Annotated in this window: 10 protein-coding genes; all 10 read right to left on the bottom strand. The window is 69.7% G+C overall.

The features are described from left to right. Positions 1-32: 32 nt before the first annotated feature. Positions 33-1,808 (bottom strand): hypothetical protein, encoded by a 1,776-nt coding sequence (locus QZ951_RS05440; RefSeq protein ID WP_292999375.1) that lies wholly within the window; start codon positions 1,806-1,808, stop codon positions 33-35. 163 nt (positions 1,809-1,971) lie between these two features. Further along, positions 1,972-3,387 carry a S8 family serine peptidase gene (locus QZ951_RS05435; RefSeq protein WP_292999373.1) on the bottom strand — a complete coding sequence of 472 codons (1,416 nt, stop codon included), beginning with the start codon at positions 3,385-3,387 and terminating at the stop codon, positions 1,972-1,974. Beyond that, positions 3,384-4,163: a hypothetical protein gene (locus tag QZ951_RS05430; protein WP_292999371.1), complete on the bottom strand. Its 780-nt coding sequence runs from the start codon at positions 4,161-4,163 to the stop codon at positions 3,384-3,386. The genes QZ951_RS05435 and QZ951_RS05430 overlap by 4 nt, the downstream gene beginning before the upstream one ends. Further along, complete coding sequence (locus QZ951_RS05425) at positions 4,160-4,435, bottom strand: hypothetical protein (protein ID WP_292999369.1); 276 nt, start codon at positions 4,433-4,435, stop codon at positions 4,160-4,162. The genes QZ951_RS05430 and QZ951_RS05425 overlap by 4 nt, the downstream gene beginning before the upstream one ends. Next, positions 4,435-5,430, bottom strand: coding sequence for a hypothetical protein (locus QZ951_RS05420; protein WP_292999367.1), 996 nt, complete (start codon positions 5,428-5,430; stop codon positions 4,435-4,437). Before QZ951_RS05420 ends, QZ951_RS05425 begins: the two co-directional genes overlap by 1 nt. Before the next feature lie 24 nt (positions 5,431-5,454). Further along, positions 5,455-9,435, bottom strand: coding sequence for a papain-like cysteine protease family protein (locus QZ951_RS05415; protein WP_292999365.1), 3,981 nt, complete (start codon positions 9,433-9,435; stop codon positions 5,455-5,457). Positions 9,436-9,438: 3 nt separating this feature from the next. Beyond that, complete coding sequence (locus QZ951_RS05410) at positions 9,439-9,768, bottom strand: hypothetical protein (protein ID WP_292999363.1); 330 nt, start codon at positions 9,766-9,768, stop codon at positions 9,439-9,441. 281 nt (positions 9,769-10,049) lie between these two features. Then, positions 10,050-11,030: a bacterial transcriptional activator domain-containing protein gene (locus tag QZ951_RS05405; protein ID WP_292999361.1), complete on the bottom strand. Its 981-nt coding sequence runs from the start codon at positions 11,028-11,030 to the stop codon at positions 10,050-10,052. A gap of 269 nt (positions 11,031-11,299) precedes the next feature. Then, on the bottom strand, positions 11,300-12,160 hold the full coding sequence (locus tag QZ951_RS05400) for an SDR family oxidoreductase (protein WP_292999359.1): 861 nt from the start codon (positions 12,158-12,160) through the stop codon (positions 11,300-11,302). Between the two features lie 80 nt (positions 12,161-12,240). After that, positions 12,241-12,425: FAD-binding protein (locus tag QZ951_RS05395; protein ID WP_292999357.1), on the bottom strand; the 185-nt coding region annotated here is incomplete at its 5' end.

The following is a 12,425-nucleotide window of genomic DNA, read 5'->3' as shown; positions in this document are numbered from 1 at the left end:
TGTCGCGTGCGTGGCGTGGCTGCGCGAGGGATCTACATGCCCGGCAGGCTGATGCCGGCGGCGCTCAGCACATCGCGCGCGGCCGGCGGGATGTCGATCGGCCGCGACGTCATCACCGGCGATTCGATCGGCTGCGAGTACTGTTCGATGCTGGTGTCCTGCACGCCGCCGACCGCCAGCCACTGCTCGCAGGACTGCACCAGATCCCAGTCGCTCGGCGTCACCGTCGGCTGATCGCTGCCGAAGCCGCGCAGCGCCGGGTCGTTGAGGCTGGCGACCGACAGCACGTCGGTGCCGTAGCGGCCGGTCAGCCGCTCGTGGTTGTTGGCCAGCCAGCGGATGATGATCGCGCCGGCGCGGGCCTGCGTCCTGAAGCGCTGCGTGTTCTTGGCGCCGCCGAAGTAGTTGACGTTGACCTGATCGATCACCTGCCACATGTCGCGCGCGCCGAACGCGCCCTTCACTTCCGGGTCGGACAGCACGTCGCGGAATTCGAGGATCGTCGACTGCAGCTCGGTCGCCGCGAAGTAGGCGATGCCGTAGCCATGCAGCGACAGGTTGGCGGCAAGATCGCGCGCCGACTTGCGCACCTGCTCCTGGCTCACCGCCATCGGCAGCGAGTTGCGCAGCAGCTTCTCGATCGTGTTCTGGCGCGAGAAGTTCGACACCGCCGAGACGAAGCGCAGGAACAGCTCGTTGAACTCGCGGTTCGGCAGGTTCGCTTCCGGATCGCCGCCCGGCGCGCCGAACGCCCGCACGTAGATGTCGCGGCGCTCGCTTTCGGTGATCCGGGTCGAGGCGGTCTTGTAGTACTTGTACAGGTAGTCGCCGGCCTTGCCGCGGCCGAGCGGCAGCAGGCCCTGCCGGAACAGGTCGACGATCTTCTCGACCACCTGGAACAGGCGCATCTCCTCGAGCATGAACGCGAAGTAGTGGGCCTGCATCGCATGCAGGTTCTCCTTGACGATCTCGACATCCACGCTTTCTTCGAGGTCCGGCAGCATGATCTCGATCGCCGACGCCGGCGCTCCGCCGACGACGCCGGTCTGCAGGTCGAAGCCGTTGTCGATGCGGCTGTTCAGCCACGGATCATTGGCGCTGACCCGGTCTTCGGCCAGACGACGGACGACGGCGGCCGCGCTCCTCGCGCTGATCGCGTTGACCAGATCGCCGCTCGCCGGAATCAGGCCCTCGGTCGACGGGCCGTTCTTGGTGCCGCGCTTGCTGCGGCTGGAAATGCTTTGGTCGGGCCGGATGCAGCCGATGATTTCGGCACCGACCTGCATCTTGTCGATCTGGCTCTGCAGCCGCACCACGAACTTGCCGTTGAGCCGCGCGAACACGGCATCGAACAGCTCGCGGTTCTCGCGGTACTCGCCCTGCGCCTCGGCGACCTTGCGCCGGAAGTTGGTGCGCTTGGCGTCGACGATGTTGTCGAGCTGCAGCAGGCCGCAGATGCCGGCGATCTCCTGCTCCTTCTCGCCGAGCGCACTCGGGGTCGGCACGCCGCGCTGGCTGCCGAACAGGCCATGCTTGAGGATGTAGTCCCCCTCGCCTTCGTCCGACTCCAGCATCTGCTGCCAGCTGCGCTGGGTATAGGTCGATGCCACGACCTGATAGAACTCGTCGACCGGACTGTCGCTGTCGAGCAGTTCGACGAAGCGCTCGAGATCCGCTTCCTGATCCGGGGTCAGGCCGGCGCCGTCGCGCCGTTCGGACAGATTCTTCAGGCGTTGCGCCTGCGACTCCAGCGCGCGCCGTGCCTTCAGTTCCCGCTCGCTCAGATCGACCAGCAAGATGCGATTCATGGTGCTACCTCCATTCGGATCATTAGGTGTTCCGCCCGGAGGTTGCGTTCCTCCGCTTCCAGCAATGAATGCCGTCATCGCATCGCCGGGGACGGCGGGCGGCGCGCTGCCGGCTCTCGTTCGTGTCTTCTTCGTGGCCATGGCCGGTCCTCGAGGCCGCCGGTCAGGCGGCGTTCTCCCAGTCGGTGGAGGCGCGCTCGTCGGCGTCGATCGCGTCGTCGATGTGCGCATCCAGGGCTTGCAGCGCGGCGAGCGCGTCGAGCACGCCGTGGCCGCAGCCGTCGACGCCGGCCTGCGCGAACGGCCGCGCGGTGCGCATCAGCAGGTCGCGGCAGTCGGCCGCGCCGAGGGCGTAGGCGCGGCGCTCGGCGCGGGCCACCATCAGGCCGCAGATCGCGGCCACGAACGGCGACGCGAAGCTGGTGCCGGTGGCGTGCTGGAGGCCGTCGAGGCCGCAGGTCAGGATGTCGCGGCCGGGCGCGCACAGCGCCACGTGCTCGCCGCGCGTGCTGAAGCGGCTCGGGCGGTTGTCGCAGTCGACCGAGCCGACCGCGATCACGCCGTCATGCGCGGCCGGGTAGAAGCGCTCGGCCGCTCCGGAGTTGCCGCTGGCGGCCACCAGGATCACGCCGCGCGCGCGGGCATAGGCCACGATCTCCGCATGCGGCAGCGGATCGTCCGGCCGCAGGGCCGAGGCCGGCGTGCCGAAGCTCATGTTGATGACCTTCGCGCCGAGATCGATCAGCCGCTTCATGCCGGCATCGATGTTGGTCAGCGCGCCGATGCCGAGGCGCTTGCCGTTGGCGCCGAGGGCGGTGCCGAGCACGCGCGCCGGCGTCAGGCTGCAGCGGCCGCCGGCACCGGTCGGCATCGCCTCGCCGAGCGCGGCGATGATGCCGGCACAGCCGCTGCCGTGGCCGACCTCGTCGCTGGGATCGGTGTCGATGCCGCGGTCGTCGCCGAACAGCCGCGCGCCACCGGTCATGGCGTCGCTCAGGTCCACGGTGTCGAAGCCCGCGCGCAGGCGCTCGTGCAGTTCGGCATGACCAAGCGCGACGCCGGAATCGGCGAGGCCGATGACGATCGCCGGATCGCCCGGCTCGTAGCCCAGCGCTTCGGCGAGGCGGATCTGGTCGCGTGCGGCGAATGGATCGATCGCGCTGCGCGACGGCGCCTGCCCGACATCGAACGGCATGCGGCAGCAGCGATCGACGCTGACCCGTTCGACCTTGTGCAGCTGCGACAGCGCGTCGACCAGCGCCGGCAGTCCGGCGTCGTTGACCACGCGGACCCGCAGCACGCGGGCGACGCCGCTGATCTGCTCGATGTCGTCGAAGCGCGTCGTCGCCCGGCGCGGTGCGTGCAGATGGGCGGCGCCGAGCGCTTCGCCGTGATGGCGCAGGATGCGGTCGATCGGCCCGCCATCGATGCTCTCGGCCAGCGCGATGCCGCCGCGCCGCGCGTGCCGCGGGGGCGGCAGGTGTTCCGGGGTCTCGCCGAGCCGCAGGGTCAGCAGCAGCCGGCGCGGCAGGCGCTCCGGCAGGCCATCGGAGCTGCGCAGGATCGACGCGGTGTTCATCGTCCCTCCCAGCGGCCGACGCTGCCATCGGCCAGCGCAACCCGGCCGACTTCGCCATTGCCGTAGTCGAGTTCGGCCTCGCAGCCGAGCTGGCTCGCCAGCGGCGCCAGCACCAGCCCGCCATCGGGGGCGGCGACCACCGGCACTTCGAGTCCGGCCGCCCGCACCTGCGGCAGCACGCCGCCGCGCAGGCCGGGCGCGCGCAGGTGCACGCGCGCGGCCGGCTCGCCGGCACCGGATGCCGGCGATTCGACTTTCGTCACGCGCGGCGCCGCCGCCGACAGCAGCGCCTGCTGCAGGCGGTTGACCGGCAGCCGCGCGAGGCGGGCGATGACATCGGCGCCGGCCGATTTCTTCAGCTCGTCGAGCTGGGTGACGGTGCGCACGCCGATGCGTTCGAGCCGCCGCTGTTCCTCGTCCGAAATCTGGTCGCCGAGCGCTTCCTTCAGATTGAGCCGGGTGTCCTCGACCTCGTACGACACGGCGTTCTCCTCGACCATCGACTTGGTGATCGTGGTCAGCGAGAACTTCATCGTGCTGGCGGCGGCATCGCCGGGACCGGCCGGGCGCAGGTAGATGTCGTCGTCGACGATGTTGACGAAGGTCCGCAGGTCGAGCGAGACATCCTTCACTGCGAAGGTCAGCGGCAGCTTGCCGATGCGCGCCTTGATCGCCATCGACGCCTGGGCCTTGTCGAGCTGCTCGGTCAGCGTCTGGATGAACAGGTCCAGCGGAATGCCCGCGTCCTGCACCAGCGGCGGCACGGCGGCGTTCATGCGGCGCCTCCGGCCGCATCGAGCGGCCGCGACTGCCAGACGATCTGCAGCCGCGACCGATCGCCGCCCCAGCCGCTGGCATCGGCCTGATTGCGGGTGACATCGGCCAGCAGCACGCAGCCACCGTTGCGGAATACCGGCACCACGTCGATCGGCAGGTCGAGCGCGAGATCGGCGATGCGCACGCCGGCCTGCTGCGCGAGCGCCTGCGCCGACACCCCGGCGACGGCGTCGTTCAGCTCTTCGAGCACGGTGGCGAGTTCGCGCAGCATCAGCCGTTGCCTCCGCGATCCGGCGACGGCGGCGGCGGCGCGGCGGCCGCCGGTGCCGGTGCCGCACCCTGCTGACGAACGCCCGGCGCGTTGCGCTGCACCAGCGCGATCTTGGCCTGATCGGCCAGACGATCGAGCGGCAGGCTCTCGCTGACGAAGTTCAGCTTCACTTCGCCGAACAGCTGGGCGCTGAGTTCGGTGCCGCTCTGGGCGTTGACGCCGAGCGTCGAGACCATCGTCGACGCGCCGCCGTAGGTGTTCGAGCCGCGCTCGCCCCAGTTGGCCGAGCCCTGCGGGTCGGCACCGGCGGCATAGCCGACCTTGGCGACATCGTTCGCCGCTGCCCGGAACATGACCTTGGCCGAGATCGAGCCATCCTTGACCGCGACCCGGTTCATGCCGAGCAGCACCATCGTCGCGAGCAGCTGCTGACGCTCGGAACCGACCTTGGTCCGCACCTGCGGCAGGATGCGGTCTTCCAGCAGTTCGGCCGTGAATTCCTCGCCGTCGACGCCGTAGTCGACCAGCCAGATCGGCGTCAGGCCTTCGGCGCGCGGGGCCAGCCGGGGCTGCGGCTGTTCGGCGGTCGGCAGGATCACGACCACCTCGCCCGGATAGCGCTGCGCGAGCCAGTCCCGCGCCTGATTGACGCTGACGTTTTCCTCGGTGAACTGGTCGACGGTCTTGGCCACGGCCGAAACCAGGCTCGAATAGCTTTCCATCTGCCGGATCGAGGCATCGACGATGGCGTCGAACGTGCCGTGCACCAGTTGCGCGACGAAGCCGGGGAAGTCGACCTCATTGACCAGCGCGCCAGTGCGGCGGGCCAGCGTTTCCGTCGCCGGCGGCGCCTTCGCGGGTGCTGCCGGCGGGGCGCCGGCCGCCGCGGGCGGCGTGGCCTGACGCTGCGCCGGCAGGCTGCCGGGCGGCGCGACCAGCGCCAGCCCTTCGGCGAATCCGACCTGCGGCGGCGGCGGTGGTGGACGGTGGCTCATGGCGGTCGTCGCGGCGCAGGCGTCCTAGTGCTGTTCCCAGCGGCCGGTCACGTTGTAGCGACCGTTGCCGAACAGGTGCACGTCCTGAATGGCGATCGCATCGTCGTGGATCGGGCTCGAGAAGCGGTACTCGAAGCGGATCTTCAGCGCCGCGAACGTCGGGTTGTCGCGCGGGTAGACGATGGCGTCGTCGATGATGTGGGCCTTGACCGTCAGGCCCCAGGCGACGGCGTCGTTGGTGGCGACGTTGCTGATCGACACGTTGCCGACCGACTGGCCGTTGTACTGCCAGTTGATCTCGAAGCCGGCGGAGATCTCGTCGCCGATGTTCAGCTCCCACTTCGGCCAGTCGGTGAGCCGGATCACCGGGCCGTCCATCGCCGGCGGCAGCGGATTCGGCGCCACGTTGTTCGGATGCTTCAGGCCGTTGAGCTGGTCGAGTTCCCAGCTCACGTCACCGTCATCGTTCAGCAGCCGCGTGCTGACCGCGCCGACGAACGCCGCCACGATCGGGATCACCACCGGTGCGGCCAGCGGCCGTGCCGACGCCGCGGCCGACAGTGGCACGCCGACCACCGGCGCCGGTGGCGGCGGCAGGGTCACCTTGATGTCGGTCGCCGGACGGGCGTTGCCGTCGGCCGACATCACCAGCGCGAACGGCGACACCGTGACCGGGCGACGCCCTGCCGGGACCGATGCCGCATGCAGGATCTGGTTTTCGAGCACCTTGCCTTCGGTGCCGACCCGGCCTTCGTAGAAGCGCAGGAAATCCCGGAACGGCCACTTGACCTTGCCGCGACTGGCGGTCGGATTGTGCAGGTACATCATCGTGTCGGAGCCGTCCTCGGCGCCGTCGCTGGTCATGCCGACCAGCACCCAGGCATGGCCGCCGGTGGCCGCGCTGTTGGTCATGTCGAGCCACAGCGGGCCGCAGGTTTCGAGCAGGTTGCGCCAGGCGTCGATCGTGTACGAGGCCGGCGGCTCCGGCACCAGGTGCCAGACATCGCGCAGCTGGCGGCGATCACGCGGCCACAGCCCCTTGCGGTAGGCATCCAGCGCCGGGACCTTCGCGGCGATGTCGGCGTCGCTCGGCACCGTGCCGTCGCGCCAGCCGACCACCATCGCCGCCGCGGCGGCCCAGCACGAGGAATCGGTCTGCTGGCTGATGTACGGCACCGTGTCCCAGTGCACCGACCACGATTGCCCGGACAGCGCCTGGCTGCCGGTTGCGAGGCCCTGCGCGACGGCGGACGCGGCGCCGATCTCGACATAGCCGGTGTCGACGCTGCGGTCTTCCGGCGGCGACAGCGCGTACGGCGATTCGCCGACCGGTTCCGGGTCGTATTCGTAGACGCGCTTGCCGGCCACGTACAGCTCGTAGGCCGGGAAGCCGTCGTGACTGCCCTTGACCCAGGCCTTGAGCCGGCCACCGTCGTTCTTCAGGTGCAGATGCAAGGTCGCGTCGATGTTCGGCGCGTAGCCGACCAGCGGGTTGCCGCCGGAGACGATCAACGTGACGAGCGTCGTGCCCTCGGTCACGCTGAGGATGTTGTTGGTGGTGCTGCCCGCGCCGCCGAGCACGATCTTCAGGTTGTCGTCGGTCAAGGCCAGCGTCGCCCGGGCGATCGGCATGGCGCCGCTCGCGAGCTGCTTGTACCAGTCGGCCCGGCCGGGCACGTCGAGCAGGGCCGAAGGCTCGTACTCGGTGGTCTCGCCCCAGCGCCGGTCGAGCACGGTGATCGCCGGGGCCACGCCGCTGGCGGCAAGCCGCACGCGGGCCTTGATCTCGGCCCGGCTGGTGCCGCCGCTGTACGAGAAGCTGCGGCCATCGCCATGGAAACCGCGGGCGCCGGTGATGCCGGGCGCCGGCAGCGCCGGTGCCGGGATGAACACGCGCAGCTTGACCTCGACTTCCGGAGCCTCCGCCGACAACGGCCGCACCGTCGCGCGGGCCGGCGGCGTGGCGGCCATCGGCGCGTCGATGCCGAGCGCGACGCCGAGGAACTCGTCGCGTGCCTTCAGGTGGCCGACATAGTTCAGCCGGCCGTGCGACAGCCGCACGATGTCGTTCGGCACCGAGTTGCTGGCGCGATCGCCGGTCAGCGGAATGCCGGCGTGGGCATAGGCGGCGAACAGCAGTTCCGAGCAGTAGTACGAACCGGCCGTGTCGGGATCGACGCTCAGGCGGTCGTGAATCCAGCCGGCAACGGCGGCCACCGGATTGATGATGCGCAGACCCGTGGCGGCCACGCCGGCGTAGCTGTACGGCTTGCCGACCTGGGCCTTGGCGTATTCGCAGATCAGTTGCGCCTTGTCGGCATCGACGCGCGGATCGCGGTAGGCGACGGCGAGGATGGCGTCGTCGATGGCGGTGGCCAGCGTGGTCCGGCGCACGCCGCTGCCGACGGCTTCGACCACCTCGCCGTCGCCGATGTACAGCATCGCGTGGCTGACCGACGAGAAGGTGCCGCCGCGGATCGCGTACGAGACCGCCGCGCGCACGGTCGAGACGATCAGGTCGCCGGCCTGCAGCGCGGCGAGGCCGATCGACTGGCCACCGGCGCCGGGATCGAGCGGAATGCCCTGCGCCCGGCTGGCGACGCGTGCGGCCGGTGCCTCGTCATAGGCGAACGCCGTGGTCCGGCCTTCGATCCAGTCGATCTTGGCCGGCGTGATGAAGCAGCCGCGGTTCAGGTCACCGCTGCCGACCGTGGTGACGTGCACCGCGCAGATCAGCGCGCGGACCTCGCCGCTGCTGTCGTCGAGGTGATACACCGGCGAGCCGCTGGCACCGGCCAGGGTCTGGATCGAGTAGTCGATCAGGTCCGGGTCGGTCATCTGGCGAGCGAAGCTGCCGTGCAGGTGCTGCTTGCTGCCGTTGATGACGCCCGTCAGCTGCGGCACCGTGCGCGACTGCCCGGAATAGCCGCAGACGACGATCGGCATGCGATCCGACGGCGTCTGCTGCAGGAACTCGAACCACTTGCCGCCCGGCGCCGGGATCGGGAAATTGTCGATGACCGCGAGGTCGTTCACGAAGTTGCCGCTGCCGGTGTAGCCCGGCGCGATCCGCCACGAACTCGACGCGATCGTGCGGCGGCCGAACGGTTCTTCCGCCGGCGACGTTCCTGCCCCGTTCTTGCCCGGCACCACCGTGATCGAACGGGCGCCGCTGAGCACATGCGCGGCGGTCAGGATGCGGTTCGGGCCGATGTAGAAGCCGGTGGCCCAGAGATCGCCGAACGGGCCGATGGCGCAGATCGCCGAATGCGGAAAATCGCGGGTGTCGGTCACGCCGGCAAACCAGTTGATGCTTTCGGCGAAGAACTGCAGCTGGTTCCACAGACCGCCCTCGTACGGCCGGGTCAGCAGTTCCTGCGCGCCGGACAGCGGCGCCGGCTGCTGCCAGAGGTCGTCGGAATAGCCGTCGCTGTAGGCCTGGGCCGTGGCCGGCGCGGGGGGCGCGGCGCTGTTGGCACCACCGCTGGCTGGCGCTGGCGCTACCGGTGCGGCGCTGCCCGGCATCGCGCCGCCGGCAGCCAGCAGATCGCCGCCCCAGTCGAGGCCGGCCTCGGCGCCGTCCGGCTTGCCGTAGCTCGAGGGCGCCATCCGCCCCGGCACCAGCCGGCGCAGGCCGCGCTCGGTCAGCCCCGAGACGTTGACGTACATGCTGCCGGCCGTCGGTGCCTGCACGAAGTCCGGCTTCGAGCGCGGGCTTTCCGGATACGTGGCAAGCCCGAAGTAGACGCGCTGCGCGCCGACGAAGCGGGTCATCACGTCGGGTGGCACCAGATAGACGGCCTCGCCGCGGCGCGCCCGCATCGCGCCCTGAGTGCGGCTCGAGTAGAAGTTGCGCCGCGTCCGGCGCGGCCGGTTTTCCGGCTTGAACAGCTCCGGATCGGTGGCCAGCCCGACCTCGAACAGCGGGCTTTCGGTGCGCACGCTGAAGCCGAGCACGGCGAAGCGGTCGTCGATCGAATCACGATTGGCGCGAATGACGGGCATGGTCTACTCCTGGCGGCGCGGACCGCGCTTGCGGACCGGGCGGGCGGAACGGGCGGGTGCTGCAGCGGGCGCAGCGGCGGGCAGCAGAGCGGCGTCATCGCCGATCGACGGCGAGATGCGCTCCCAGAAGCGCTCGGACGGATCGATGCCGATCGCTTCGAGATGCGGCTTCAGGAACGCCGTGATCACGTCGAGATCCCGGAAGAACTGGCGCTGGCCGCTGCCGATGTGTTCGATCGAGCCGCGCCATTCGCAGGCCGCGCCGTCGTATTCGCCCGGTTCGCGCCAGACGCGAACGATGAACGAGGCAGACCGATCTCCAAGCAGCGACATGGCATGGGCAGCGCCGGGTCAGGAACTGGACTCGACTGTCGTCCTCGTCGGTCACCGCGGCGTCACCGCCAGATCACCGCGACATCACCAATCCCGTGATGCGCGCCGCGATTCGGTGATGTCGCCGTGAGGTCGCGCTCAGAGGTGACGACGCGCAGCCGCGAGCGGCGACCGAACGGCCCTCGTGACCATCGATGGAGAAAGCCGCGCGAAGCCGGCCGGCATCCGGCAACAGCGGCCCCGTTCGCGGCACGCGCGGTCCGCGGCGTGCGGGCCGCGGGTCAGTGCTCGCTGAAGCCGAGCGACAGTTGCAGGTGGTGATCGGCCTGCAGCAGCAGTTGCCGGGCAGCCGCGATGTGCGGATTGCTGCCACCGGTGGTGGGAACCGTCATCTCGCGGCGTTCCCAGAGTCCGCCGGCGCTGGTCGGCTCGGCGCCGGGCGTTGCCGCAAGCGGTGCCGAGGCCGGCCCGAACAGCGAGCGCTCCAGTTCCGGCTGAGCGATCGCGCTGTCGGCGATGCGCTGGTACAGCAGCAGGGTTTCGCGCATCGGCTGGATCGCGAGTTCCCGCCGCAGCTGGGCACGGCAGGTCTCGAACTGGCGCAGGGCCGAGGCCCGCTGGCCATTCAGCACGTACCAGCGCATCAGGTCGCGATGCACGTCCTCGCGCAGCGCGTCGATGTACAGGATCGCCTGCGCGTGGCGGATGGCCGCCTCGTGATCGCCCTGCGCGGCGCTGGCCTGCATCAGCCGCCCGAGCAGGTCGAGATGCAGCCGCCGCAGCCGCTCGCGTTCGCGCAGCGCCCAGGCGCTGCTCAGCTCGCCGAGGATGTCGCCCCTGTACATCGCCGCAGCGCTGCGCATGTCATCGAGATCACGCGGCGTCAGCTGATGCAGCGGCCGCGCGAGGCAGGCACGGACGATGCGCTCGAAGCGGTCGGAATCCAGCTCGATCTCGCCCGGTCCATTCAGGCCGATGTGGCCGAGGCGCTTGACCGACAGGTATTCGCCCGAGCGCACCGGCGGCACCTCGATCAGCCGTCGCAATCGCCACAGCGCGGTGTTCAACGCGCCGGGCGCCATCGAGGCATCGCCCTCGCCCCACAGCATGTCGAGCAGCTCGCCGCGCGAGTACTCGCGGCCACGACCGAGCGCGAGGAAGGCCAGCAGCGCTGTCAGTTGCGGCGACAGCGGCAGGACCTTGCTTGTTTCCCCGTGGCACAGAGACACCGACACCGATCCGAACAACATGATTCTGAGCATGTTTGTCCCTATCCGATCCGCGTGCATCATTCGCGCATGGAGTATTCGCCGGGTTGGAAGCGTCCGGATCGACTGCGCGTGCCGAGGCCGGGCCCTTAATTTCGTCCAGCGGCCACGACGCTTGCAAGCTGCGGCCGGCGTCAGTTCGGGCAGCCGTTCACAGGGCGAAAGCCTGACTTTTCCGTCGTGACCGGGGCCGTGCGGCGGGATTGCTGTCCGTCAGCGCCGGGTGACGGCGCGAAGTGGCGCGTCGCGAAGGCAGCGGCCGCTCACGCCGGGCGGCGGTGACGTCCGCGGTGAAAGCCGTGGAATGGCGTCGATGCGCCATGGGCCGGCACCGGCAGCATCTTCTGGCTCAGACTCGTCCCGCCATCGATCTTCAGGCAGGCGCCGGTGATGAAGGCGGCGGCCGGCGACAGCAGGAACACGATCGCCGCAGCCACCTCGTCTTCCTCGCCCATGCGCTTCAGCGCGGCGAGTCCAGCCATCTGCGGAATGGTTTCGGTGCGAAACTTCTCGTCGTAGTGCGCCATGCCGCTGGACGCGATGAAGCCCGGCGCCACGGCATTGACGCGCACGCCGGACGGCGCCCATTCCACCGCGGCGGTCTCGGTCAGATTCATCATGCCGGCGCGCGCTGCACCGCTGTGCCCCATCAGCGGCATGCCGCCCCACATGTCCGCGATCATGTTGACGATGGCGCCGCCCTGCATCTGCATCGACTGCCGATAGACCTCGCGGCTCATCAGGAAGCCGCCGCTCAGGTTGTTCGCGATCACCGCATCCCAGCCCTTCTTGCCGATCGACGCGAGCGGCATCGGGTACTGGCCGCCGGCGTTGTTGACCAGCCCGTGGATCGGGCCGTGCTCGGCGACGATCTGTGCGACGGTCGCGGTGACTGCGTCCTCGTCGCGGATGTCGAAGGCGTAAGACGCCGCCGACGCGCCGTCCTCGTGCAACTCGGCCACGGTCGCATCGAGCTTTTCGCGCTTGCGGCCGGTGATCAGCACCGTGGCGCCGAGGGCGGCGAGTTCATGCGCCGTGCAGCGACCGATGCCGGAACCGCCGCCGGTGACGACGATGGTCTGGCCGCGAAACAGGTCGCGCGAAAAGATCGATTGGTAAGGCATGTCGGGGCTTCCGGCGACGAAAAAGACGAAGGCCGGTTTCCCGGCCTCCGTGGTTCAACGGTGACGCTGTGGCTGCAGCCTCAGGCCTTCGCTTCGAGTTCCGGCACCAGGGTGAACAGGTCGCCGACGAGGCCGTAGTCGGCCACTTCGAAGATCGGGGCTTCCGGGTCCTTGTTGATGGCGACGATGGTGCGGGCATCCTTGATGCCGGCCAGATGCTGGATCGCGCCCGAGATGCCGATCGCGAAATACAGTTCCGGCGCGA

Origin of the sequence: Nevskia sp., assembly GCF_021732705.1 — a bacterium.
Classification (GTDB): Bacteria; Pseudomonadota; Gammaproteobacteria; order Nevskiales; family Nevskiaceae; genus Nevskia.
Note: the sequence above shows the minus strand (reverse complement) of the source record. Positions and strands in the feature narration are given on the sequence as shown.